24 protein-coding genes are annotated in these 23,549 nt (G+C 72.7%); 7 read left to right on the forward strand and 17 right to left on the reverse strand.

The genetic code is table 11. The annotated features are described in order from the left end of the window. Window positions 1–12: 12 nt before the first annotated feature. Window positions 13–969 carry a DMT family transporter gene (locus DMP17_RS32685; RefSeq protein ID WP_337831555.1) on the reverse strand — a complete coding sequence of 319 codons (957 nt, stop codon included), beginning with the start codon at window positions 967–969 and terminating at the stop codon, window positions 13–15. Window positions 970–1,042: 73 nt separating this feature from the next. On the opposite strand from DMP17_RS32685, the gene DMP17_RS32690 reads away from it, so the two are divergent. Beyond that, complete coding sequence (locus DMP17_RS32690) at window positions 1,043–1,990, forward strand: LysR family transcriptional regulator (protein WP_226357181.1); 948 nt, start codon at window positions 1,043–1,045, stop codon at window positions 1,988–1,990. 16 nt (window positions 1,991–2,006) lie between these two features. Here DMP17_RS32690 and DMP17_RS32695 read toward each other — a convergent pair whose 3' ends face one another. The 6 genes from DMP17_RS32695 to dop all read right to left on the reverse strand — a co-directional run bounded on the left by DMP17_RS32695 (window position 2,007) and on the right by dop (window position 7,391). Beyond that, window positions 2,007–3,032, reverse strand: a complete 1,026-nt coding sequence (locus DMP17_RS32695; protein WP_337831556.1) for an LLM class flavin-dependent oxidoreductase — start codon at window positions 3,030–3,032, stop codon at window positions 2,007–2,009. A 123-nt stretch (window positions 3,033–3,155) separates the two neighbouring features. Further along, a complete protein-coding gene (locus tag DMP17_RS32700; RefSeq protein ID WP_374203898.1) occupies window positions 3,156–3,674 on the reverse strand; it encodes an SRPBCC family protein in 519 nt (172 codons plus the stop codon). Then, a complete protein-coding gene (prcA, locus tag DMP17_RS32705; protein WP_226357186.1) occupies window positions 3,671–4,486 on the reverse strand; it encodes a proteasome subunit alpha in 816 nt (271 codons plus the stop codon). The genes DMP17_RS32700 and prcA overlap by 4 nt, the downstream gene beginning before the upstream one ends. Window positions 4,487–4,526: 40 nt before the next feature. After that, complete coding sequence (prcB, locus tag DMP17_RS32710) at window positions 4,527–5,414, reverse strand: proteasome subunit beta (RefSeq protein WP_226357187.1); 888 nt, start codon at window positions 5,412–5,414, stop codon at window positions 4,527–4,529. Window positions 5,415–5,578: 164 nt separating this feature from the next. Further along, complete coding sequence (locus DMP17_RS32715; RefSeq protein WP_020626587.1) at window positions 5,579–5,776, reverse strand: ubiquitin-like protein Pup; 198 nt, start codon at window positions 5,774–5,776, stop codon at window positions 5,579–5,581. A 106-nt stretch (window positions 5,777–5,882) separates the two neighbouring features. Then, entirely contained in the window at window positions 5,883–7,391 is a 1,509-nt protein-coding gene (gene dop / locus DMP17_RS32720) for a depupylase/deamidase Dop (protein ID WP_178373948.1), read from the reverse strand. A 109-nt stretch (window positions 7,392–7,500) separates the two neighbouring features. Here dop and DMP17_RS32725 point away from each other — a divergent pair, with 109 nt between their 5' ends. Together DMP17_RS32725 and DMP17_RS32730 are read left to right on the forward strand one after the other, a co-directional pair. After that, entirely contained in the window at window positions 7,501–8,058 is a 558-nt protein-coding gene (locus DMP17_RS32725; RefSeq protein WP_226357188.1) for an NUDIX hydrolase, read from the forward strand. 167 nt (window positions 8,059–8,225) lie between these two features. Then, window positions 8,226–8,420 (forward strand): hypothetical protein, encoded by a 195-nt coding sequence (locus DMP17_RS32730; RefSeq protein ID WP_226357189.1) that lies wholly within the window; start codon window positions 8,226–8,228, stop codon window positions 8,418–8,420. 58 nt (window positions 8,421–8,478) lie between these two features. Here the strand turns inward: DMP17_RS32730 and lpdA are convergent, their stop codons facing one another. Beyond that, window positions 8,479–9,882, reverse strand: a complete 1,404-nt coding sequence (lpdA, locus tag DMP17_RS32735) for a dihydrolipoyl dehydrogenase (protein WP_337831557.1) — start codon at window positions 9,880–9,882, stop codon at window positions 8,479–8,481. 9 nt (window positions 9,883–9,891) lie between these two features. Further along, a complete protein-coding gene (locus DMP17_RS32740) occupies window positions 9,892–10,410 on the reverse strand; it encodes a MarR family winged helix-turn-helix transcriptional regulator (protein ID WP_226365108.1) in 519 nt (172 codons plus the stop codon). A gap of 90 nt (window positions 10,411–10,500) precedes the next feature. On the opposite strand from DMP17_RS32740, the gene DMP17_RS32745 reads away from it, so the two are divergent. Together DMP17_RS32745 and DMP17_RS32750 are read left to right on the forward strand one after the other, a co-directional pair. After that, complete coding sequence (locus DMP17_RS32745; protein ID WP_226357192.1) at window positions 10,501–11,058, forward strand: YceI family protein; 558 nt, start codon at window positions 10,501–10,503, stop codon at window positions 11,056–11,058. 74 nt (window positions 11,059–11,132) lie between these two features. Beyond that, window positions 11,133–11,981, forward strand: coding sequence for an AraC family transcriptional regulator (locus tag DMP17_RS32750; protein WP_337831558.1), 849 nt, complete (start codon window positions 11,133–11,135; stop codon window positions 11,979–11,981). Here the strand turns inward: DMP17_RS32750 and DMP17_RS32755 are convergent. From DMP17_RS32755 to DMP17_RS32770, 4 genes are all read right to left on the reverse strand, one after another. Next, window positions 11,924–12,322: a VOC family protein gene (locus tag DMP17_RS32755; protein ID WP_337831559.1), complete on the reverse strand. Its 399-nt coding sequence runs from the start codon at window positions 12,320–12,322 to the stop codon at window positions 11,924–11,926. The genes DMP17_RS32750 and DMP17_RS32755 overlap by 58 nt on opposite strands. Before the next feature lie 55 nt (window positions 12,323–12,377). After that, a complete protein-coding gene (locus DMP17_RS32760; protein WP_337831560.1) occupies window positions 12,378–12,524 on the reverse strand; it encodes a hypothetical protein in 147 nt (48 codons plus the stop codon). 156 nt (window positions 12,525–12,680) lie between these two features. Next, window positions 12,681–14,501, reverse strand: coding sequence for a proteasome ATPase (gene arc, locus DMP17_RS32765; RefSeq protein WP_337831561.1), 1,821 nt, complete (start codon window positions 14,499–14,501; stop codon window positions 12,681–12,683). 227 nt (window positions 14,502–14,728) lie between these two features. Beyond that, window positions 14,729–15,559, reverse strand: a complete 831-nt coding sequence (locus DMP17_RS32770) for a tRNA (adenine-N1)-methyltransferase (protein ID WP_073575314.1) — start codon at window positions 15,557–15,559, stop codon at window positions 14,729–14,731. Between the two features lie 273 nt (window positions 15,560–15,832). Here DMP17_RS32770 and DMP17_RS32775 point away from each other — a divergent pair, with 273 nt between their 5' ends. Further along, window positions 15,833–16,738: a RecB family exonuclease gene (locus DMP17_RS32775; RefSeq protein WP_337831562.1), complete on the forward strand. Its 906-nt coding sequence runs from the start codon at window positions 15,833–15,835 to the stop codon at window positions 16,736–16,738. Between the two features lie 7 nt (window positions 16,739–16,745). Beyond that, window positions 16,746–17,591 (forward strand): thioesterase family protein, encoded by an 846-nt coding sequence (locus tag DMP17_RS32780; RefSeq protein ID WP_337831563.1) that lies wholly within the window; start codon window positions 16,746–16,748, stop codon window positions 17,589–17,591. A gap of 99 nt (window positions 17,592–17,690) precedes the next feature. Here DMP17_RS32780 and hisG read toward each other — a convergent pair whose 3' ends face one another. From hisG to metH, 4 genes are all read right to left on the reverse strand, one after another. Beyond that, window positions 17,691–18,581: an ATP phosphoribosyltransferase gene (hisG, locus tag DMP17_RS32785; protein ID WP_100877718.1), complete on the reverse strand. Its 891-nt coding sequence runs from the start codon at window positions 18,579–18,581 to the stop codon at window positions 17,691–17,693. A gap of 53 nt (window positions 18,582–18,634) precedes the next feature. Continuing rightward, window positions 18,635–18,898, reverse strand: a complete 264-nt coding sequence (locus tag DMP17_RS32790; protein ID WP_062395155.1) for a phosphoribosyl-ATP diphosphatase — start codon at window positions 18,896–18,898, stop codon at window positions 18,635–18,637. A gap of 165 nt (window positions 18,899–19,063) precedes the next feature. Next, window positions 19,064–19,765, reverse strand: coding sequence for an HAD family hydrolase (locus tag DMP17_RS32795; RefSeq protein WP_337831564.1), 702 nt, complete (start codon window positions 19,763–19,765; stop codon window positions 19,064–19,066). Beyond that, window positions 19,758–23,450 carry a methionine synthase gene (gene metH / locus DMP17_RS32800; protein ID WP_337831565.1) on the reverse strand — a complete coding sequence of 1,231 codons (3,693 nt, stop codon included), beginning with the start codon at window positions 23,448–23,450 and terminating at the stop codon, window positions 19,758–19,760. Before metH ends, DMP17_RS32795 begins: the two co-directional genes overlap by 8 nt. Window positions 23,451–23,549 lie beyond the last annotated feature (99 nt).

A 23,549-nucleotide genomic window follows, 5' to 3' on the forward strand; every position in this document is an offset into this window, starting at 1 on the left:
GGCAGAGGTGCGTCATGCCCGCGGGGTGAGCGTGGCCCAGGCCCTCTCGTGCCGGTCCACCACCCGGCGCAGCCGCCCCGCGGTCCCGGCCGGACCGACCAGCGCGGCGACGGTAGCGACGACCAGCGCGCAGCCCGCGACCTGCCACCCGGTCAGTGTCTCCCCGAGCACCAGCATGCCGAGCACCACCGACAACACCGGGTGCACCAGCAGCAGCGCACCCGCGGTGCCCGGCGCCAGCCCGGCCGAGCCGCGCCCGATCAGCACCCAGGACACCACCTGACCGGCCAGGGCCAGCACGATCAGCCAGGCCCAGGTCGTCGCGGGCAGCGAGACCGCGATCCCGCCCCCGGCGACGCCGATGATCCCGCAGGTCACCCCGGCTCCGACGGTGGCCAGCGCGACCGGGGTCACCAGGTGACGCGGACGGCCCCGCGACACCGAGCGGTTGAGGTGCAGGAACCCGGCGTAGGCGATCCCGGCGAGGGTGCCGAGCACCGCGCCGCGCACCGGCTCCGGGCCGCCGACCCCGGCGCCGAGCACCCCACCGGCCAGCGCGATGCCGCCCAGCAGCAGCGGCGCCGCGTACACCAGCCGGCGCGTGACCCGCTCGCCCGCGACGACCCAGGCGATCAGCGGCAGCGCCAGCACCTGGATGTTGAGCACGACGTTCGCGATCCCGGCGCCCGCGTCGAGCACCGCGCGGGTCCACAGCAGGAAGTCCGCCCCCAGGAACACCCCCGACAGCAGTGACCAGCCCACCGTCGCGAGCGGGAGGCCGCCGGCGCGGCGGTATTCGGCCAGCGCCCACGGCCCCAGCACGACCAGCGCGAGCACGCACCGCCAGAACGACGCCGTCGCCGGGTCGGCGCCCGCGAGCGCGACGAGGATGCCGGTCCAGGCCAGGACCGAGGCGCCGGCGAGCAGGAGGAGGGCGGAGTGCGGGTCGGGGGCGGTGCGTGCGTTCACGTGATCCACGATCCCCGCCCGCACCGCGAAGCTCCAATGATTGTTCCTATCCGATACCGCTAAGCTGTGCTGTGTGATCTCCTGGGACCGGCTGCGGGTGTTCGACGCCGTCGCCGAGCACGGCTCGGTTGGCGCCGCCGCGGCGGCGCTGCACATCACCGGGCCCGCGGTGACCCAGCAGCTGCGCAAGCTCGAACGCGAGACCGGCACCCGGCTCGTCGAGCCGGACGGGCGGGGCATCCGGCTCACCGCGGCCGGGCACGTACTGGCCGGGCACGCGGCCACCGCGGCGGCGACCGTCGCCGGTGCCGAGCGCGACCTCGCCGCCCTGCACGACGACGCCGCCGGGCCACTGCGGATCGGCTCGGTCGCGAGCGCGCTGCGGACGCTGCTGCCCGAGGTCATCGACGGCCTGGCCGCCGCGCACCCCCGGCTGGTCCCCACCGTCGACGACGGCGAGGTCGTCGACCTGCTGCCCGCCCTGCAGTCGCGCGACCTGGACGCGGTGCTCCTGGAGAGCTGGACCCAGCGCCCGGCCCGGCTGCCCGCCGGGATCCGGGTGACCGCTCTGGCCACCGAGCCCGCGATGCTCGCCGTCCCCGCCGACGACCCGCTCACCGGACCCGACCCGGTGCCGCTGCGCACCCTGGCCGGGCGGGTGTGGACCTCCGGCCCGGTCGGCACCGAGCCCTACGAGGCGCTGCTGCAGCTCCTGCGCGGGGTCGGGACCGAGCCGGACATCCGCTACCGGGTCGGCGACTTCGCCACCCAGCTGGCACTGGTCCGCGCACGGCTCGCGATCGCGCTGGTCCCGGGCATGGCGGTGGCGGGATCCGCGGTCCCCGGCGGCACCGGCCCGGTCCCGGTCACCGCCGACGACGGCGTGCGCCTGCTGCCCTGCCGGCCCGCGGCGGGCCGCTCACTGGTCCTGGCCACCCGCGGGTCCGACGCCGACCTTCCCGCCCTGCGCGCCCTGGTCGACGGCCTGCGTGCCGCGGCGGCCCGCATCATCCCCGCCTGACCCCGGGCGCAGCCGCTCAGGCGAGCATGTCGCGCACCATCGGGATGACCCGGGTGCCGTACAGCTCGACGGCACGCAGCCGGGCCGACACCGGCTGCGGCCCGACGGTGTAGATCAGGTCGAAGCGCTGTGCGCCCAGCGAACGGACCGAGTCGGCGATGCGGCGGGCCACCGTCTCGGGGGACCCGACGTGCAGCGCCCCGCCGGAGACCTCGGCCTCGAACCGCGCGCGGTCCAGCGGCGGCCAGCCGCGCTGGGCGCCGATCCGGTCCATCTGCGCCTTGTACGGGGCGAAGAAGACCTCCTTCGCCTCCTCGTCGGTGTCGGCAACGAAGCCCGGCGAGTGCATGCCCACCGGCTTCGCCGCGTGCTCGAACTGCTCGACGGCGCGGTGGTACAGGTCGACGTAGGGCGCGAACCGTCCGGCCGGGCCGCCGATGATGGCCAGCATCAGGCCCAGGTCGTGGCGGGCGGTGCGCACCACCGACTCCGGCGATCCGCCGACCCCGACCCACACGGGCAGCCGGCGGCCGGTCGTCGGGAAGACCTCGATGCCGTCGATCGCGGCGCGGGTGCCGCCCCGCCAGGTCACCGGCTTCTCGTCGAGGAGCTGCACGAACAGCTCGAGCTTCTCCTCGAACAGCTGCTCGTAGTCGTTCATGGAGTAGCCGAAGAGCGGGAAGGACTCGGTGAACGAGCCGCGGCCGACGATCACCTCGGCTCGGCCGTCGGACAGTGCGTCGAGGGTGGCGAAGCGCTGGTACACCCGCACCGGGTCGTCCGAGCTGAGCACGGTGACGCCGGAGGACAGCCGGATCCGGGAGGTGCGCGTCGCGATCCCGGCGAGCACCGTCTCCGGGGTGGTGATGGCGTACTCGGGGCGGTGGTGCTCCCCCAGCGCGACGACGTCGACGCCCGCCCCGTCGGCCAGCACCACCTCGTCGACGACCTGGCGGATCGCCTGCGGGTGCGACAGCGGCGCGCCGTCGTCACCCACCGGCACGTCGCCGAAGGTGTCCATGCCGAAGACGATGTCGCTCATCCGCTCCCCCGATGTGGTTGACTCTTCAACCATCATGCCACGCGCACAGGAGGCGCGTGGACGGGGCACGGGACGGGGGACCCCGGCGGGGGCAGCCCCGGCCCCGACGGCGGTCGGGCCCGCTCAGCGCTCGCGCGCCCCGAGGCGACGCAGCAGGTTGGCCGCGAACCGGTCCCCGGTCGCGTCCATCGTCGCCTTCATCGTGCGGGTCACCACCGGCGCCGCGAGCCGCGACAGCGGCATGTCGACGTCGACGGTCAGCGAGATCTCCAGATGCGTCGCCGGGGAGCCGTCCGGCTCCGGGTCGGCGTCGCTCAGTGCGTAGTAGCCCTCCGCGCCCGCCCACTCGGTGACCCCGGTGGGCGGTGCGTGGGTGAACTCGATCCGCTTGCCCTCGACGAAGGTCATCCGCTCGGTGAACACCGGTTTGATGCCCACCCCGAGCACCGCGATCCGCACCATGTGCCAGCGCCACAGCTCGTAGCCGTCGACGGCCGCGTCCCGCGCGGAGTCGGCGTCGATCCGGTTGAGCAGCGGTGTCAGCGTCGGCAGCACATCGGGATCGGTCAGGACGCGCCAGACGTCGTCGCGCGAGGCCGTCACGACGGCCTCGGACGCGGTGGTCGCGGAGAAGCGGGTCAGGACGCCCCGTCCCCGCCCAGTGCCCCACCGGCGGCCGGGGTGTCGTCCCCGCCCGCCACGTCGGGCTCGGGCTCCTCGGTGCCGCGGTTCGCGGCGGGCAGCAGGTCGGCCAGCGCCGCACCCTCGAGACGGCGGAAGGTCCGCCGCGGCCGGGTCCGGTCGAGCACCGCGACCTCGAGCGCCTCGGCGCCCAGGACCCGCGGCTGCGCGTTCGCGCCGTTGCCGGGCGACGCCGGGTCCGCACCCGGCACCTGCAGCCCGCCCAGCGCGACCTCGATCGCCGCGCCCAGCTCCAGGCCGTGCTCGTAGGTCTCGGACAGCTTCTGCGAGATCGGCTCGGTCTGACCACCCATGACGACGAACCGCGGCTCGTCGGTGATCGACCCGTCGTAGGTGATCCGGTACAGCTGGTCCCCGGTGGCCTCGACGCCCACCTCGGCGACGCACAGCTCCACCTCGAAGGGCTTCTGCTGCTCGACGAACGCGGTGCCCAGCGCCTGGGCGTAGGCGTTGGCCAGCATCCGGCCGGTCACGTCGCGCCGGTCGTAGGTGAACCCGCGGAAGTCGGCCATCCGGATCCCGCCGGTACGCAGGTTCTCGAACTCGTTGTACCGGCCGACCGCGGCGAAGCCGATCTTGTCGTAGATCTCGGAGACCTTGTGCAGCGCCGTCGACCGGTTCTCCGCGACGAACAGCACGCCACCGGCGTAGGTCAGCACGACCACGCTGCGGCCGCGCGAGATGCCCTTGCGGGCCAGCTCGGAACGGTCGCGCAGCAGCTGGTCGACGGAGGAGTAGAACGGCATCGTCATGGGGAGGCGCTCCAGGCTCGTGCTTCGTGCGGGGAGGGGGTCAGCGGGACGGACCGCCAGGGCGCTCCCGGCGCCCGGCGATCACCTGGTCGACGACGGCGGCGATCTCGGCGTCGTCTCGGCGCGCGGCGCCCTCGGCGGTGATGCCGACGACCACCGGGTAGATGCGCCGCACCGTGTCCGGCCCACCGGTGGCGGTGTCGTCGTCCGCGGCGTCGTAGAGCGCCTCGACCGCGGTGCGCACCGCGCCGTCGAGGTCCGCGGCCGGGTCGTGCAGCTTCTTCAGCGACGACTTCGCGAACACCGAGCCGGAACCGACGGCGTGGAAGCCGAGGTTCTCGTCGTACCGGCCGCCGGTGGGGTCGAAGGTGACGATCCGGCCGGCCTGCGCCGGGTCGGCGGCGTCGGTGTCGTAGCCCGCGAACAGCGGGACGACGACGAAGCCCTGCATCGCCGCGCCCAGGTTCTGGCGGACCATGCCGGCGAGCTTGTTGGCCTTGCCGTCGAGCGAGAGCGGGACGCCCTCGAGCTTCTCGTAGTGCTCGAGGTCGACCGAGAACAGCCGGACCATCTCCAGCGCGATCCCCGCGGAGCCGGCGATGCCGACGGCGGAGTGGGTGTCGGTGACGAACACCTTCTCGATGTCGCGCTGGGCGATCACGTTGCCCGCGGTCGCGCGCCGGTCACCGGCGATCACGACGCCGCCGGAGAACAGCAGCGCGACGATCGTGGTGCCGTGCGGGACGCCCAGGGCGTCGGCGGAGGTGCCGGGACCGGCTGTCCGGTCCAGGCCCGCGCCGGGGAGCAGGTGCGGGGCCGCGCCGCCGACGAAGTCGGAGAACGACTGCGACCCGGTCAGGAAGGTGCCGAGCTGACCCGTGTGGTGCCCGGGCACCAGCCCGGAGGTGACCGACGGCCGGAACTCCATCTCTCGGACGTGCCTTTCGTTCGAGCTTCGTGCGCCGGTGGTCCCGCTCCCCCACGTCGGCGGGGTCTGCGGCCCTTCCGGCACGGCCGGGCCCGCAGGTGCGGACCCGGCCGGGACGGTACTGCTGGTGCCGGGGTGCGGCAGGGTGGGTGGCCCCGTGGGGCTCACTCACCGCCCTTCTGCACGTAGGACCGCACGAAGTCCTCCGCGTTCTCCTCCAGCACGTCGTCGATCTCGTCGAGGATGGTGTCGACGTCCTCACCGAGCTTCTCGCGGCGCTCCTGACCGGATCCGGACGCGTTCTCCCCGGACTCGTCGTCTCCGTCGCCGCCACCCTGGCGCTTGGTCTGCTCCTGGGACATGACGCCTCCTCCTCGCAGAGTTGCCTGCAGGTTCACCCTACCCACCGGGGGCGACAAAATCGCCTGTTGCGCAGCGGCGTGTGATCCGCTCCCCCGGCGGGCGGGCTCAGGAGGCGGTGAGCTTGTCGACCAGCTCCTCGGCCGTCGACACCGCCTCGAACAGCTCCCCCACGTGCTTGCGGGTACCGCGCAGCGGCTCCAGCGTCGGGATCCGGACCAGCGACTCACGGCCCAGGTCGAAGATCACCGAGTCCCACGACGCGGCGGCGACCTCGACCGGGAACCGGCCCATGCAGGTGCCACGGAAGTAGGCGCGGGTGTCCTCGGGCGGCTCGGTCATCGCCGCGGCGACCTGCTCCTCGGTGACTAGCCTGCGCATCGACCCGCGGGTGACGAGCCGGTTGTAGAGGCCCTTGGCCAGCCGCACGTCGGAGTACTGCAGGTCGACCATCCCGAGCCGGCCCGACGCCCAGGTCAGGCCGTCGCGCTCGCGGTAGGCCTCGAGCAGCTTGAGCTTGGCCGTCCAGTCGAGCCGGTCGGCGGTCAGCATCGGGTCGCGCTCCAGGTCGACCAGCACCGACTCCCACTCCTCGACGACCTCGCGGGTGTCGGGGTCCCACTCCTCGCGGCGCGGGGAGACGGTCTGCTCCATGTGCTCGACCGCGCGGGCCAGGTACTCCTGCTGGATCTGCACCGCGGTGAGGTGACGGCCGTCGGCCAGCGGGACGGTCCGCTGCAGCGTCGGGTCGTGGCTGATCCGCGAGACCGACTTCACCGGCTCGGCCAGGCGCAGGTCCTCGAACGAGCGCCCCTTCTCGATCATGTCGAGGACCAGCGCCGTGGTGCCGACCTTGAGCAGCGTCGAGATCTCGGACAGGTTCGCGTCGCCGATGATGACGTGCAGGCGGCGGTACTTGTCGGCGTCGGCGTGCGGCTCGTCGCGGGTGTTGATGATGCCGCGCTTGAGCGTGGTCTCCAGGCCGACCTCGACCTCGACGTAGTCCGAGCGTTGGGCGATCTGGTAGCCGGCCTCGTCGCCCTGCTGGCCGAGGCCGACCCGGCCGGCGCCGCAGACGACCTGGCGGGTCACGAAGAACGGGGTGAGGCCGGTGACGATCGACGGGAACGTCGTCGTGCGGGCCATCAGGTAGTTCTCGTGGGAGCCGTAGCTGGCGCCCTTGCCGTCGACGTTGTTCTTGTAGAGCTGCATCCGCGGCGCGCCCGGCACGGTGGCCGCGCGGTTCGCCGCCTCCAGCATGATCCGCTCGCCGGCCTTGTCCCAGGTCACGATGTCGCGCGGGGACAGGACCTCGGGCGTGGAGTACTCCGGGTGGGCGTGGTCGACGTAGAACCGGGCGCCGTTGGTGAGGATGACGTTCGCCGCGCCGAGGTCGTCGAGGTCGGTGTCGAGCTGCGGCGCCAGCGACGGTGCCGACAGGTCGAACCCCCGGGCGTCGCGCAGCGGCGACTCCACCTCGTAGTCCCAGCGCGCCCGGCGGTTGCGGGGCACGTCCGCCGCGGCGGCGTAGGCCAGCACCACCTGCGTCGAGGTGACGACGGGGTTCGCGGTGGGGTCACCCGGCACGGCGATGCCGTACTCCACCTCGGTGCCCATGATCCGGCGGGCCGTCACGACCGGCCCCCTGCGCGAGAGTGCATTGCACGAGACTAACCGTCCGCGCCCCCACCCGGGGCGCACCGCGGCCCGGCGGGATCATCGTGGCGTGACCGATCCCGCATGTGAGCGCCTGACCGTCTTCGACGCCGGGGGCACGCCCACCGGCGTCGCCGAGCGCGGCGAGGTCTACGCGCGCTCGCTGTGGCACGCCACGACGGCGATCCTGCTCCGCTCCGCCGACGGGACGCGGGCCTACGTGCACCGGCGCACCGACACCAAGCTGGTCATGGCCGGGATGTGGGACTGCCTCGCCGGCGGGGTCCTCGACGAGGGCGAGACCCCCGACGCGTGCGCCGCCCGCGAGCTGGGCGAGGAGCTCGGGGTCACCGGCGTGCCGCTGGAGAAGCTGGCCGTGGTCCCCTTCGACGCCGCCGCGCTGGGTGTCGACACCGGGCCCGGCACCGGCCCGGACGGGCTGCGGGCCCACGTGCACGTCTACCGCGCCTTCTCCGACGGCCCGGTGACCCACCAGCCCTCGGAGGTGGCCGAGGGCGGCTGGTGGACCCTCGACGAGCTGACGGCCCGGATCGGCGCGCCGGACCGGCCCTGGGTCCCCGACGGCCTGTACGTCACCCGCCTGCTGCTGGCCGACCTCGTCCGTTAAGGTCCTCGGGCCAGCGCGTTTACCAGTGGGTAACATACGTCACCCACATCGGTACCTGAATCGGTCAACACCGGGCGGGTCGCGCGACGCCACCCCGGGAAGGGCCCAGCGTGGGGCCTCCCCGACGGACCACCACGCCCACCACGCGACAGTTCCAGGAGTCACCCATGGTCAGCATCTCGGTCTCGGCCCGTTCCCTCGCCGCCGCCAGGCTGATCGATCCCGACGTCAACACCGCCGCCGTGCAGGCCGCGGTGGAGGCGGCACTGGCCGCCGAGCGCCACGAGCAGCGCGCCGCCGCGGGCTCCACCACGCGTCGCGAGCACACCGCCCGCCGCGAGCCGGACTCCCGGAGCTCCTGACCCCGCCACGACGACGGGCCCGCACCCCGGGTGGGATGCGGGCCCGTCGCGGCCGTGATCAGAAGTTGATCATGTGGCCGGCCAGGCCGTGGATCGCCTCCTGCAGGCACTCCGACAGGGTCGGGTGCGCGTGCACGTTGCGCGCCATCTCGTGGACGGTCAGGTCCCACTTCTGGGCCAGGGTCAGCTCGGGCAGCAGCTCGGTCGCCTCGGCGCCGATGATGTGCCCGCCCAGCAGCTCGCCGTAGGTGTCGTCGGCGATCAGCTTGACGAAGCCGGCGGGCTCGGCCATGCCGTGCGCCTTGCCGTTCGCGGTGAACGGGAAGGTCGCGGTGTTGACCTTCCAGCCCTTCTCGTCGGCCAGCTCGCGGGCCTCGGCCTCGGTGTAGCCGAACGACGCGACCTGCGGGTTGCAGAAGGTCGCGCGCGGCATCATCTTGTAGTTCAGCTCCTGGGTCTCGGCGCCCGCCAGGGTCTCGGCGGCGACGATGCCCTGCGCCTCGGCGACGTGGGCGAGCATGAGCTTCGCGGTGACGTCACCGATCGCGTAGACGTGCTCCACGCTGGTGCGCATGTAGTCGTCGATCTCGATGGCGCCGCGCTCGGTGAGGTTCACCCCGAGCTTGTCCAGGCCGTAGCCGTCCACCCGCGGCGCGAAGCCGATGGCCTGCACGACCTTGTCCGCGCGCAGCTCCTCGCTGCCCTTGGACGACGAGACCGAGACGGTGACGCCCTTGCCGTCGTCGGTGATGGACTCGACCTTGGTCGAGGTCCGCACCGTGACGCCGAGCTTCTTGTAGGCCTTCGCCAGCTCCTTGGACACGTCCGCGTCCTCGAGCGGGAGCAGGCGGTCCAGGTACTCGACGATGGTGACGTCGACGCCGTAGTTGGCCAGCACGAACGCGAACTCGACACCGATCGCACCGGCGCCGGCGATGATCACGCTCTCCGGCAGTTCGCGGGTGAGGATCTGCTCCTCGTAGGTCACGACGCGGTCGGACAGCTCCGTGCCCGGCAGCAGCTTGACCGTGGATCCCGCGGCGATGATCACATCGTCGTAGGTGACGGTCTCGTTGCCGCCCTTCGACAGCTCGACCTCGATCTCGCCCGGCTTGGTGAACCGGCCGAACCCCTCGAGCTCGGTGATCTTGTTCTTCTTCATCAGGAAGTGCACGCCCTTGACGCGCCCGTCCGCGACCGAACGGCTGCGGTCGAAGGCGGCGCCGAAGTCGAGCGACACCTCACCGGACAGACCGAAGGTCTTCTGCTCCTTGGTGACGATGTGGGCGATCTCGGCGTTGCGCAGCAGCGCCTTGGAGGGGATGCAGCCCACGTTGAGGCAGACACCGCCCCAGTACTTCTCCTCGATCACCGCCACACTGCGGCCGAGCTGGGCAGCACGGATGGCCGCCACGTATCCACCGGGTCCGGCTCCGAGTACGACGACGTCGAAATGAGGCATGTGCCCAGCCTAGGACGCCTGGGCCGGGTCCGGGCCGTCCGGTCCCGAGTCCCCGGTCACCGGCCACTGCCCGCTCCCGGACAGGTGCGCCACGACCGCCTCGCACGCCTCGCGCAGCCCCGCCTGCTGGGTCGGGGTCAGGCCGTCGAACACCGCCTCGCGCACGCTCTCGACGTGGTCCGGCGCCGCCGCGGCCAGCACCTCGAACCCGCGGTCGGTGAGCCGGGCGAGCTGGCCCCGCCGGTCGGTGGGGCACGACCGCCGCTCGACCCAGCCGGCCTCCTCCATCCGGGCCACCGCGTGCGAGACCCGGCTGCGTGAGGACAGCGCGCAGTCGGCCAGCGCGCTCATCCGCAGCGTGCGCTCCGGCGCCTCGGAGAGCCGGACCAGGATCTCGTAGTACGCCTGGGGCATCCCGGCCCCGGACTGCAGTCGTCGCTCGACCTTGTCCGACACCAGCCGCTGCGCGGCGAGGAACGCCCGCCACGTCCGCTGCTCCTCGTCGTCGAGCCAGCGTGTGTGACCCACAGCACCCTCCGAAACATTTGAGCGTTACCCTTGTTGTCCCTAGTATCGCTCTCAACAAGTGAAAGTTCAACTATCTCCGGAGGAGACATCATGACCACGGCCACCACGATCCCCGGCTACGTCGTCGGCACCTGGGACATCGACGCGGCGCACTCCGACGTCTCGTTCTCCGTCCGTCACATGATGGTCAGCAAGGTGCGCGGGCGCTTCACCGGCGTCTCGGGCGAGCTCGTCACCGCGGAGAAGTTCGAGGACTCCACCGTCACCGCGACCGTCGACGCCACCTCCCTCACCACCGGCCAGGACCAGCGCGACGGCCACATCCGCTCCGCCGACTTCTTCGACGTCGAGAAGTACCCGGAGTGGACCTTCCGATCCACCGGCATCGCCGCGAAGGGTGACGACCACGTCCTCACCGGCGACCTCACGATCAAGGGCGTCACCAGGCCGGTCGAGTTCGACCTCGAGCTCAACGGCTTCGGCCCGGACCCCTACGGCGGCACCCGCTCCGGCTTCACCGCCACGACCACCATCAAGCGCTCGGAGTTCGGTGTCGACATCGAGCTGCCGATGGACGGCGGCGGCGTCGTCGTCAGCGAGAAGGTGAACGTGCAGCTGGAGATCGAGGCGGTCCTGCGCGCCTCCTGACCCTGCGCACGCGGCCACGGCCCCGGACCGGCGACGCCGGCACCGGGGCCGTCCCGCGTCCGTAGGCTGGCGCGGTGCGCAGCTACGCCGAGACGCCCCCCGCCGGGCCGCTGCGCGCGGTCGTCGAGGTGGCCTGGCGGGCGCACACCGGGACCGCGCCGCACACCCAGCGGGTGCTCCCCGACGGCTGCATGGACCTGCTCCTGTCCGGCGGCGAGGCGGTCGTCGCGGGCCCCGACACCACGGCGCACCTCGCCGGCTCGCCCGCGGGCGGCGTGACCACCGGCCTGCGCTTCCGCCCCGGTGCCCTCCCGGCCCTGCTGGGCGTCCCGGCCGACGCGCTGCGCGACCGCCGCGTCCCGCTCTCCGACGTGCTCGACCCCGGCCGGCGCCGGCTCCTCCGGCCCGCCCCGGCCGACGGCGACGACAGCGGAGACACCGGCGACGCCGCGTGGCTCGCCCGACTCGCCCTCGCCCTGCACGCGGCGGCCGGGGACGACCGGACTCCCGCCTCGCTCTCCCAGCCCGCGCTGCGCGCCCTGGCCGGGGGCATGCCCGCCGCGGAGCTGGCCGACCGGCTCGGCGTCACCGGACGCACCCTGCACCGGCGCTGCGTCGCCACCCTCGGGTACGGACCGGCCGTCGCACGGCGGGTGCTGCGCTTCCGGGCCGCGGCCGCGCTGCTCTACGACGGCGTCTCCCCGGCCGCGGTCGCCGCCCGCACCGGCTACGCCGACCAGCCCCACCTGTCCCGCGAGGTCCGCGCCCTCGCCGGTGTGTCGCCTGCGTCGCTCGCACCTCGCACGGGCTCCCCCGACCTCACAGCCACTGCGGGGGCTGCGAGGTCGGGGGAACGTGTGCGGGGTCAGGTCCAGGCGAACAGGTCCAGCGACGAGCCGTCGGGGTCGGCGACCGTGGCGTAGCGCTGCCCCCACGGCGCGTCGAACGGGTCCAGCACCGAGGCGTGGCCGGCCGCGGTGACCCGGCGCCAGGCGTCGTCGACGGCCGCGGCGGTGGGCAGCCGGAACGCCAGCCCGACCCGGCCGTGGCCGTCCGGAGCGACGCCCGGGTGGAAGCCCTCCACCATCGACTGCAGGTCCAGGGCCAGGCGCAGGCCGCCGCGCAGCGTGGTCTCCACGTGCGCCTCGGCCTCGGAGCCCGAGGGGAACTCCAGCCCCAGCAGGCGGTAGAAGGCCAGCGAGCGGGTCATGTCGGTGACCACGATGCCGATCATGTCGAGCTCGGCGCCGATCGAGGTGTCCATGGCGGCGACGCTAGGGGCCCGGTGCGGGCGCCGTCGTGAACGGATCGGACACCGGTCAGCGCTTGCCGCGGAAGCGCCGCAGCATGTCCTGCGCCCGCTGCCGGTTGCGCGGGTCGCTCGCCATGCGCTTGGCCTGGTCGCTGTAGCGACGCCCTCGCGGGCTCTTCAGGAATGCGCTGATGCGCCCGATGATGCCGGCCATGACGACCTCCGTGGTGGCGGGCCGCGACACGGACGTGCACGGCTCCGTGCACAGGATGCCCGTTTCGTCCGGACATCATTCCACCGGGTGACGATCTGCGGACGCACGACGGGCCCCACCGCGGGATGCGGCGGGGCCCGTGCGTGCGGAGCGTGTCTACAGGTACTGGCCGGTGTTCGACGCGGTGTCGATCGCGCGGCCGGTGGCGTCGTTCTTGCCGGTGACCAGGGTGCGGATGTAGACGATCCGCTCCCCCTTCTTGCCCGAGATCCGCGCCCAGTCGTCGGGGTTGGTCGTGTTCGGGAGGTCCTCGTTCTCGGCGAACTCGTCGACGATCGCGTCCAGCAGGTGCTGGACCCGCAGGCCCGGCTGGCCGGACTCGAGCACCGCCTTGATCGCGGACTTCTTCCCGCGGTCGACGATGTTCTGGATCATCGCGCCGGAGTTGAAGTCCTTGAAGTAGAGCGTCTCCTTGTCGCCGTTGGCGTAGGTGACCTCCAGGAACCGGTTCTCCTCGGACTCGTCGTACATCCGCTCGGTGATCCGCTGGATCATCCCGTCCACGCAGGCCTTGCGGCTGCCGCCGAACTCGGCGACGTCGTCGGCGTGGATGGGCAGCGTCTCGGTCAGGTACTTCGAGAAGATGTCCTTCGCGCCCTCGGCGTCCGGACGCTCGATCTTGATCTTCACGTCGAGCCGGCCCGGCCGCAGGATCGCCGGGTCGATCATGTCCTCACGGTTCGAGGCACCGATGACGATGACGTTCTCCAGGCCCTCGACGCCGTCGATCTCGGCGAGGAGCTGGGGGACGATCGTCGTCTCCACGTCGGAGGACACACCCGAGCCACGGGTCCGGAAGATCGAGTCCATCTCGTCGAAGAACACGATCACCGGGGTGCCGGCGCTCGCCTTCTCCCGCGCGCGCTGGAAGATCAGCCGGATGTGCCGCTCGGTCTCGCCGACGAACTTGTTGAGCAGCTCGGGGCCCTTGATGTTGAGGAAGAACGCGCGCCCCTCGTCCGGGTCGTCGCCCCGCTGCTTGGCGATCTTCTTCGCCAGCGAGTTCGCGACGGCCTTCGCGATGAGCGTCTTCCCGCAGCCGGGCGGCCCGTAGAGCAGCACGCCCTTGGGCGGGCGCAGCTCGTACTGGGTGAACAGCTCGGTGTGCAGGAACGGCAGCTCGACCGCGTCCTGGATCTGCTCGATCTGCCGGGACAGGCCGCCGATGTCGGAGTAGGCGATGTCCGGGACCTCCTCGAGCACGAGGTCCTCGACCTCGGCCTTGGCGACCCGTTCGTAGGCGTAGCCCGCCCGCGAGTCGACCATGACCGAGTCGCCGGACTTGAGCGGGCTGGTGCCCTCCTCCTGTCCGAGCTCGAACAGCGGCGCCGCCAGCCAGACGACCCGCTCCTCGTCGGAGTGGCCGACGACCAGGCCACGACCGGCCGAGCCGTCCTCACCCGGACGGGAGATGATCTCCCGCAGCGAGTAGAGGTCACCGATCTGCTCGAAGCCCATGGCCTCGACCACGGTGAGCGCCTCGTTGAGCCGGACGGACTGGCCGCTGCGCAGCGTCTCGCCCTCGACCGCCGGGGACACGGGGACCCGCATCCGGCGGCCGGAGGTGAAGACGTCGACCGTGTCGTCGTCGTACCGGCCGAGGAAGACCCCGTAGCCGGACGGCGGCTGCGCGAGCCGGTCGACCTCCTCGCGGAGCGCGACCAGCTGGCCGCGGGCCTCCTTGAGGGTCTCGGTCAGCTTCTCGTTCCGAGCGTTGAGCGCGGAGAGCCGGCTCGTGGTCTCGGCGAGACGCTGTTCCAGCACTCGGGCGTGCCGGGGCGTCTCGGTCAGCCGTTGACGCAGCGTGGAGATCTCGTGCTCGAGGTGACGGATGTGCTCGGCGGCCTCAGCGGGGCTGAGGTCGCGGTCAGACTGGAAACCCTGGTTGCCGGGACCGTCGTCGTAGGGGTGGTTCACGGCAGCCTCCCTCCGTGTTCCGTCTCACCACGGTACCCGTGACGGGTGACCGCGACGGTGCGTCGAACCGGTGATCCGGGCCTCAGCCGGTCGGCACCATGTGGTCACTCTGCGGCTTCACGGGCGTCACCGCCACGTCCACACGGAGGGTAGTTCGTAACGTTCTCGTTCCGCGCTCGGGCGCGTCGTGGTCGTGATCCGGTCGAAACCGGACAGAACGCCCGAGTTCAGCGGCCGGTCGGCCGGCGCTGCTGCCGGGGCGGCGTGACGCCGTCGGCGAGCCGCCGGGTGGTCAGGAGGAAGGCCGTATGGGCGATCATCCGATGCTCCGGACGGACGGCCAGACCCACCACGTGCCAGGGGCGGACCATCGCCTCCCAGGACTCGGGCTCGGTCCAGCACTGCATCTCGCGCAGCGCCTCGGTGAGCACCGACAGCTGGGTGGTGGTCGCGACGTAGCCGACGAGGATCCCGCCCGGCACCAGGCAGTCGCGGACGGTGTCGAGCACGTCCCACGGCGAGAGCATGTCCAGCACGACCCGGTCGACCTCGCCGCGGTGCTGCCTGACGTCACCGACGGTCAGCTCCCAGTGCGGTGGCCGGTGGCCGAAGAAGGTCTCGACGTTGGTGACCGCGTGCGGGGCGTGGTCGTCGCGGACCTCGTAGGAGATCACCTTGCCGGTCGGCCCGACGGCCTGCAGCAGCGAGCAGGTCAGCGCACCGGACCCGGCGCCGGCCTCCAGCACCCGCGCGCCGGGGAACACGTCGCCCCACATGAGGATCTGCGCGGAGTCCTTGGGGTAGATCACCTGGGCGCCGCGGGGCATCGACAGCACGTAGTCGGCCAGGCGGGGGCGCATGGTCAGGTACGGCGTGTTCGCCGCCGAGTGCACGAGCCCGCCCTCGGGCGAGCCGATGATGTCGTCGTGGTCGATCTGGCCGCGGTGGGTGTGGTACGCCCCGCCGGCCTGCAGGACGACGGTGTAGCGGCGGCCCTTGGGGTCGGTGAGCTGCACCCGGTCGCCCTCGCGGAACGGCCCGCCGCGGCGCGGGGGCACCCAGGTGGCCGGCTCGGGCTCGGCCGGCTCGTCGGCGGAGGGGACGGTGTCGATGATCTGCGTGTCGATGATCTCCGCGTCGACGGGCGCCGCGTCGACGGGCTCCTCGGCCTGCGGGGTGTCGAGGGGCGCGGACTCGGTCGGCGCGTCGGGCGTCGGGGCGTCGTGCACGGGCGACGACGCTATCCGCGCGCACCCCCGGCCCCGACGCCGGGGCACATGGGCTCCCCCGGGGCGCCCGGAACCGTCGGGGGTCGCGGCTAGCCTGCCGCCATGACCGCAGCCCCCGCCGACGAGCCCGGCCCGGACCCGGCCGCACCGGGCCCCGCGGTCACCCCTGCGCCCGTCGCGGCACCGCCGCGGCCGCCCGCGCTGTCGCCGTCGCGGGCGGCGGACTTCCGCCGCTGCCCGCTGCTCTACCGGTTCCGCGCGGTCGACCGGCTGCCGGAGCCGCCGTCGCGGGCGCAGGTCCGCGGCACCCTGGTGCACGCCGTGCTGGAGCAGCTGTTCGCCCGGGACCCGGCCGACCGCACCCCCCGGGCCGCCCGGGAGCTGCTCGGCCCCTGCTGGGACGACCTCGCCGCCGCCGAGCCCGCCGCGGCGGCGCTGTTCACCGGCCCGGAGGACCCGCAGCTCGCGCTCTGGCTGGACTCGGCCTCGGCGCTGCTCGACCGCTACTTCGCGCTGGAGGACCCGGCCGGCGTCACCGCGACGGCGGTGGAGGCCCGCATCGAGGCGACCCTGCCCGGTGCCGGCGGCGCGGCGCCGGTGCCGCTGCGCGGCATCCTGGACCGGCTCGACGACGGCCCCGACGGGCTGCGGGTGGTCGACTACAAGACCGGCGCGACGCCCGGCGAGGGCTACGAGTCCGGCGTGCTGTTCCAGCTCAAGTTCTACGCGCTGGCCGTCCTGCTGACCCACGGCCGCGTCCCCGACGAGCTGCGCCTGCTCTACCTGGCCGACGGCACCGCCCTGATCTACCGGCCCGACGCCGAGGAGCTCACCCGCTTCGGGCGCCTGCTCGAGGCGGTGTGGACCGCCATCCGGCTCGCCGCCCCCACCGGGGACTTCCGGCCCCGCACCGGCCCGGCCTGCCGCACCTGCGACCACAAGGCCCACTGCCCCGCCTGGGGCGGCACTCCCCCGCCCTACCCCGGCTGGCCGGGCGGCGCGGCATGATCGACGGGTGAGCGCACCGCCCCCGATCCCGCCCGGCCCGTTCTACCTGCCCCGCGGCGAGGACACCGCCGACGGCGTCACCCACACCGCGTTCGAGGCGACGCCGTCGACGACCGGCCCCTGGTTCGCCGACGCCCAGCACATGGGCCCGCCCTCGGCGCTACTGGTCCGCGCCCTGGAACGGCTGCCCGAGTCCCGCCCCGGCGGCGCCGAGGCCGGGTGGCGGATCGCCCGCGTCACCGTCGAGGTGCTCGGGGCGGTGCCCGCCGGGCCGGTCACGGTCACCGCGGGCGTCGAGCGGCCCGGGCGGACGATCGAGCTGCTGTCGGCGACGATGCGCGCCGGTGACCGGGACGTGCTCCGGGCCCGGGCCTGGCGGCTCGCCGCGTCCGACACCGCCGTCGTCGCGCAGGGGCAGGCGGCCGCGCTGCCCGGGCGGGACGCCGCCGTCGTGCGCACCGAGCGGCCGGACGGCTGGCTGCCCGGGTTCCTCGACGCCATCGAGTGGGCCTGGCTCGACGGGGGCCGCCTCGGCGACGAAGGCCCGGGGCGCGGCTGGATCCGCATGCGGGTCCCGCTCGTCGAGGGCGAGGAGCCGAGCCCGGCGCAGCGGCTGATGGTCGCCGCGGACTGTGCGAACGGGCTCGCCGCACCGCTGGACGTGACGCGCTGGCTGTTCGTCAACACCGAGCTGACGGTGCACCTGCACCGGGCCCCGGCCGGCGAGTGGATCGGCGTGGACGCCGCGACCGTCGTCGGGCCGGACGGGCTGGGCACCTGCTCGGCCACCCTGTTCGACGACGACGGGCACACCGGCCGGATCGCCCAGTCCCTGACCGTCCGGGCCCGCTAGCCGTACGGCGGCACTGCCCGGGCGACGCGACGGCGGCCCGCCACCGGAGTCACCGGGGGCGGGCCGCCGTGGGGGGAACGGACGTCGGACGGGGTGGGCTCAGTGGCCGTGGCCGTTGACCGTCATCGCGCGGCAGGACCGGATCTCCGAGGTGAGGATCGCGGTGGCGCCGATGTCGGCGAGCTTGTCCATCACGCGGTTCGTGTCCTTGGTGCGCACCATCGTGCGGACCGCGACCCAGCCCTTCTTCGACAGCGGCGAGACCGTCGGCGCCTGCAGGCCCGGCGCGACCTTCTCCACGGCCTCCAGCAGCCCCTCCGGGCAGTCGAAGTCCATCATCAGGTACTCGCGGGCCACGACGACGCCCTGCAGCCGGTCGGCGAAGACCTTCTTCAGGCGGGTGGTCTCGGCGTCCTCGGCGCGGTCGTGCCGCTTCTCCCGCTCGATGAGCGTGGCCTGCGAGGTGGCGATGGCCTCGCCGATGATCTGCAGACCGTGCTGGCGCAGCGTGCGCCCGGAGGACACGACGTCGGCGATCGCGTCGGCCAGACCCAGCTGGATGGAGATCTCCACCGCGCCGTCGAGCTTCACGATCTCCGCGCCGATCCGCTTGCCGGACAGGTACGAGCGGACCAGGCGGGGGTAGGACGTCGCGATCTTGCGGCCGTCGAGGTCCTCGATCTTCCAGTCGGCGTCGGCCGGGGCCGCGAAGTGGAACCGCGACTTGCCGAAGCCGAGCGGGATGATCTCCTGGGTCTGGCTGCCCGACTCCTCCATGAGGTCGAAGCCGGTGACGCCCAGGTGCAGGTCACCCTTGCCGACGTAGGTCGCGATGTCCTTGGGCCGCAGGTAGAAGAACTCGATCTCGTTCTCGTCGTCGACCACGCTGAGGTCGCGTGAGTCGGTCCGCTGGCGGTACCCCGCCTCGCGCATCATCGTCGCGGCGGGCTCGGCCAGGGTGCCCTTGTTCGGCAGTGCCACGCGGAGCATTTCCGCTCTCCTGACGGTCGTCGTCGGTGGTGGTGTCGGTGGGTCGGGTCGACCTACAGATGCTTGTACACGTCCTCGAGGGTGAGCCCCCGCTGGAGCATGATCACCTGCAGCCGGTACAGCAGCTGCGAGATCTCCTCCGCCAGCTCGTCGTCGCCCTGGTACTCGGCGGCGATCCAGACCTCACCGGCCTCCTCGAGCACCTTCTTGCCCTGGGCGTGCACCCCGGCGTCCAGCGCGGCGACGGTTCCCGAACCGGCCGGCCGCTCCTGGGCCTTGGCCTGCAGCTCGGCGAACAAGTCGTCGAATGTCTTCACGGGTACCAGTGTGAACGGTGACCCACGCCGCACGCCGGGCGCATCCGGGGCGGTAAGCCGTGTGGGCAACGGACCGCGCCGGATGGTTCACCCGGAGTGAGCAAGACCAGGTCGAGGTGCCGCTCGTCGCCGCGAACGGCCCGCTCACACCGGCCGTTGGGCCGTTCAGCGGGCCCGGACCTCCGCGAGGACCGCCCCGAGCTCGGCCGGCCCGATCCCGGCGAGGGTCTCGCGCAGCACCCGGCGCGGACCGGCGGGCACGTCGAGCTCGCAGGGCACCACCAGCACCGCGCAGCCGGCCCGCTCGGCCGACAGCGCACCCGTCGGCGAGTCCTCCACCGCGACGCAGTCGCCCGGGTCGACCCCGAGCAGCTCGGCGCCGCGCCGGTAGGGCTCGGGCTGCGGCTTGGGCTCGCGCACCTCGTCGCCGGGCACGACGGCGGTGAAGTGCTCCCGGCCCAGGGTCTCCAGCGCCCGCTCCACCAGCACCCGGATGGTGTTGGTGACGAGCACGGCCGGGATGCCCGCCTCGCGCAGGGCGCCGAGCAGCTCCCGGGCGCCGGGCCGCCACGGCACGCCGTGGGAGAACAGCTCCCCGGCGCGGTCGTAGAGCCACTCGCCGGTCTCCCGGTACTCGTCGGCGGGGGTCGTGTCGGGGTCGCGCCCGGCCTCCCGGAAGCAGATCCGCAGCGACGAGTCGAGCGAGCCGCCGACGGACTCCAGCCGGGCCTCGAGGCTCAGCTCCGGGGCGCCGAGGTGCTTCATGAGGTCGTTGAGGGCGACCTCCCACACCTTCTCCGAGTCGATCAGGGTGCCGTCCATGTCCAGCAGCACACCCGCGGGCCGGGTCGTCGTCGGCTCAGGCATCGGGGGTGTACCCCAGGTTCGGGCGCAGCCACTTCTCGACGACGGCGACGTCCACGCCGAGCCGGCCGGCGTAGTCGGCGACCTGGTCGGGCCCGATCCGGCCGACGGTGAAGTACCGCGACTCCGGGTGGGCGAACATCATGCCGCTGACCGCGGCCGCCGGGGTCATGGCGAAGGACTCGGTGAGCCCCACGCCGGTCTCCTCGGCGCCCAGCAGGTCGAACAGCGGCCGCTTGAGCGTGTGGTCCGGGCAGGCCGGGTAGCCGAACGCGGGCCGGATGCCCCGGAACCGCTCGGCGTGCAGGTCCTCGACGGCCTGGTTCGCGTCGGGCTCGAACCACTCGCGGCGGGCCTGCCGGTGGGCGTACTCGGCGAAGGCCTCGGCGAGCCGGTCGGCCAGCGCCTTCACCATGATCGCCTTGTAGTCGTCGAGCGCGGTCTCGAACTCCTTCGCCATGTCCTCGGCGCCGTGGATGGACACCGCGAACGCGCCGAGGTGGTCCCCGGCGGGCGCCACGTAGTCGGCGAGGCTGCGGTTGGCCCGCCCCTGCGGCTTGACCGTCTGCTGGCGCAGCATCGGCAGCCGCACGTCACCGCCGTCGGGTGAGATCACGATGTCCTCGCCCTCGGCGCGGGCCGGCCAGAAGCCGTAGACGCCGCGGGCGGTGAACCGGTCCTCGGCGATGATCTGGTCGAGCATCGCGTTGGCGTCGTCGTAGAGCTCCTTGGCGACCGGCGAGTTCAGGATCTGCGGGAACTTGCCCTTCAGCTCCCAGGCCAGGAACAGGAACTGCCAGTCGATCAGCTCGCGGAGCTCGGCGATCGTCGGCTCGCACGGCCGGACCCCGGTGAACTCCGGGACGGGCAGCTCGCCGAAGTCGATGCTCTCGCGGTTGGCGACGGCGTCGGCGAAGGGCAGCAGCGGCTTGGCCTGCCGTCCCTCGTGCTGCTCGCGCAGCCGCTGCTGGTCGGCCTCGTTGCGCTGGGACAGGGCCTCGGCGCGGTCGTCGTCGAGCAGGTCGGACACGACCCCGACGACCCGGGAGGCGTCGATGACGTGCAGGACGTCGCCCTGGTACTGCTGGGCGATCTTCACCGCGGTGTGCTGGCGGGAGGTCGTGGCGCCGCCGATGAGCAGCGGCAGCTTCAGGCCGCGCCGCTCCATCTCGGTGGCCACGTTCACCATCTCGTCGAGCGAGGGGGTGATGAGGCCGGACAGCCCGACGACGTCGGCGCCCTCGGCGACGGCGGTGTCGAGGATGGTCTGCGCGGGCACCATCACGCCGAGGTCGATGACCTCGTAGCTGTTGCAGCCCAGCACGACCCCGACGATGTTCTTGCCGATGTCGTGCACGTCGCCCTTGACCGTGGCCATGACGACCTTGCCGTGGCCGCGGGCGTCGATCTCGCCGCGGGCCTTGGCCTCCTCCTTCTCCTTCTCCATGAAGGGCTCGAGGTAGGCGACGGCGCGCTTCATCACGCGGGCGGACTTCACGACCTGGGGCAGGAACATCTTGCCGTCGCCGAACAGGTCGCCGACGACCTTCATGCCGTCCATCAGCGGGCCCTCGATGACGTCGAGCGGCCGCGCGGCCTGCGCGCGGGCCTCCTCGGTGTCGGCCTCGACGAAGTCGACGATGCCGTGCACGAGCGCGTGCGACAGGCGGGCGCGGACGTCGGCCTCCCGCCAGGACAGGTCGACCTTGCGCTGGGTGCCCTCGCCCTTGAACCGGTCGGCGTTCTCCACGAGCCGGTCGGTGGCGTCGGGGCGGCGGTTGAACAGGACGTCCTCGACCATCTCGAGCAGGTCGGCCGGGATGTCCTGGTAGACCGCGAGCTGACCGGCGTTGACGATGCCCATGTCCAGGCCGGCCTTGATGGCGTGGAACAGGAAGGCCGAGTCCATGGCCTCGCGGACGACGTTGTTGCCGCGGAAGGCGAAGGACAGGTTCGAGACACCGCCGGAGATGTGGGCGCCGGGGCAGCGCTCCTTGATCCGGGGGCAGGCCTCGATGAAGTCCTTCGCGTAGTCGTTGTGCTCCTCCATGCCGGTGGCGATGGCGAGGATGTTCGGGTCGAAGATGATGTCGTGCGGGTCGAGCCCGGCCTTCTCGACGAGCAGGTCGTAGGCGCGGCCGCAGATCTCGACCTTGCGGTCGGCGGTGTCGGCCTGGCCGGTCTCGTCGAAGGCCATGACCACGACGCCCGCGCCGTAGGCCTTGACCTTGCGGGCCTGCTCCAGGAAGGGCTCCTCGCCCTCCTTGAGGCTGATCGAGTTCACGACGCCCTTGCCCTGCACGCACTGCAGGCCCGCCTCGATCACCGACCACCGCGAGCTGTCGATCATGATCGGCAGCCGGGCGACCTCGGGCTCGGTGGCCAGCAGGTTGAGGAAGGTGCGCATCTCGTCGGCGGACTCGAGCAGGTCGGCGTCCATGTTGACGTCGAGCATGTTCGCGCCGCCGCGGACCATGTCCAGCGCGACGTCGAGCGCGCCGTTGTAGTCCTGCGACTCGATGAGCCTGCGGAACCGCTTGGACCCGGTGACGTTGGTCCGCTCACCGATCATCACGAACCCGGTGTCGGGGCCGATCTCGAAGCGCTCCAGGCCGGAGAAGCGGGTGCGCCGCGGTGCCTCGGTCGGCACCCGCGGCGGCAGCCCCTTGACCCGGTCGGCGATGTGGCGGATGTGCTCCGGGCCGGTGCCGCAGCAGCCGCCGACGATGTTGACCAGCCCGGACTCGGCGAACTCCTTGAGGAAGTCCGCGGTCTGCTCGGGGGTCTCGTCGTAGCCGCCGAAGGCGTTCGGCAGGCCCGCGTTGGGGTAGGTGGCGACGAACGCGTCGCTGATCTCGGCGAGCGCGACGGCGTGCGGGCGCATCTCGTCGGCGCCCAGCGCGCAGTTCAGCCCGACGACGAGCGGCGCGGCGTGGCGCACCGAGGTCCAGAACGCGTCGACGGTCTGCCCGGACAGGGTGCGCCCGGAGCGGTCGACGATGGTCACCGAGATCCACACCGGAAGGTGCGGGGCGACGTCGTGCGCGGCCTGCAGCGCGGCCTTCGAGTTCAGCGTGTCGAAGATGGTCTCGATCAGCAGGATGTCGACGCCGCCGGAGTCCAGCGCGGCGATCTGCTGGGCGTAGGAGTCGTAGACCTGCTCGTAGGTCACCGCGCGGTAGGCGGGGTCGTCGACCTTCGGCGACAGCGACAGCGTGACGTTCAGCGGACCGATGGAGCCGGCCACCCACTTGGGCTCGCCGGTGGCCTTCTCGGCCTCGTCGGCGGCCTCGCGGGCCAGCCGCGCCGCGGCCACGTTCATCTCGTCGACCTTCGACTCCAGGCCGTAGTCCGCCTGGCCGATCGTGGTCGCGGTGAAGGTGTTGGTCGTCGTCAGGTCGGCGCCCGCGTCGAAGTAGTTGCGGTGCGCCTGGAGGATCAGGTCCGGACGGGTGAGGTTGAGCAGGTCCGGGTCGCCGTTGGTGTCCTTGGGGTGGCCGTGCAGCCAGTCCGCGGAGTAGTCCTCCGGGGTCAGGCCGAGGCCCTGGATGACGGTGCCCCAGGCGCCGTCGATCACACCGATGCGACGACCGAGGAGCTCCGTCAGCTGCTCGGTACGCTGCGCCGCCCGCCGGACCCGTTCGGGGTCGACCGGACGGAGGGTGCTGTCGTGCGCAGAGGTGCCCACCGAGTGATCCGCTCCCGTCGTAGATGACACGATCAGCCACGGTACCTGGTAGAGGGGGAGCAACCCGGCCCCGCGCCCGCGGGGTCGTAGGCTGGGGTG

It is taken from the genome of Pseudonocardia sp. TMWB2A (assembly GCF_017312135.1).

Excerpts from the sequence above, each read along its gene's own strand:
- DMP17_RS32745 (WP_226357192.1), top strand. The coding sequence starts at position 10,501 with ATGACCACGGCCACCACGATCCCCGGCTACGTCGTCGGCACCTGGGAC.
- prcB (WP_226357187.1), bottom strand. The coding sequence starts at position 5,414 with ATGGAGTTCCGGCCGTCGGTCACCTCCGGGCTGGTGCCCGGGCACCAC.
- prcA (WP_226357186.1), bottom strand. The coding sequence starts at position 4,486 with ATGACGATGCCGTTCTACTCCTCCGTCGACCAGCTGCTGCGCGACCGT.
- DMP17_RS32775 (WP_337831562.1), top strand. The coding sequence starts at position 15,833 with ATGACCGCAGCCCCCGCCGACGAGCCCGGCCCGGACCCGGCCGCACCG.
- DMP17_RS32695 (WP_337831556.1), bottom strand. The coding sequence starts at position 3,032 with ATGAGCGACATCGTCTTCGGCATGGACACCTTCGGCGACGTGCCGGTG.
- dop (WP_178373948.1), bottom strand. The coding sequence starts at position 7,391 with ATGGGCACCGAGGTGGAGTACGGCATCGCCGTGCCGGGTGACCCCACC.
- hisG (WP_100877718.1), bottom strand. The coding sequence starts at position 18,581 with ATGCTCCGCGTGGCACTGCCGAACAAGGGCACCCTGGCCGAGCCCGCC.
- lpdA (WP_337831557.1), bottom strand. The coding sequence starts at position 9,882 with ATGCCTCATTTCGACGTCGTCGTACTCGGAGCCGGACCCGGTGGATAC.
- DMP17_RS32795 (WP_337831564.1), bottom strand. The coding sequence starts at position 19,765 with ATGCCTGAGCCGACGACGACCCGGCCCGCGGGTGTGCTGCTGGACATG.
- DMP17_RS32755 (WP_337831559.1), bottom strand. The coding sequence starts at position 12,322 with ATGGACACCTCGATCGGCGCCGAGCTCGACATGATCGGCATCGTGGTC.
- DMP17_RS32760 (WP_337831560.1), bottom strand. The coding sequence starts at position 12,524 with ATGGCCGGCATCATCGGGCGCATCAGCGCATTCCTGAAGAGCCCGCGA.
- DMP17_RS32730 (WP_226357189.1), top strand. The coding sequence starts at position 8,226 with ATGGTCAGCATCTCGGTCTCGGCCCGTTCCCTCGCCGCCGCCAGGCTG.
- DMP17_RS32715 (WP_020626587.1), bottom strand. The coding sequence starts at position 5,776 with ATGTCCCAGGAGCAGACCAAGCGCCAGGGTGGCGGCGACGGAGACGAC.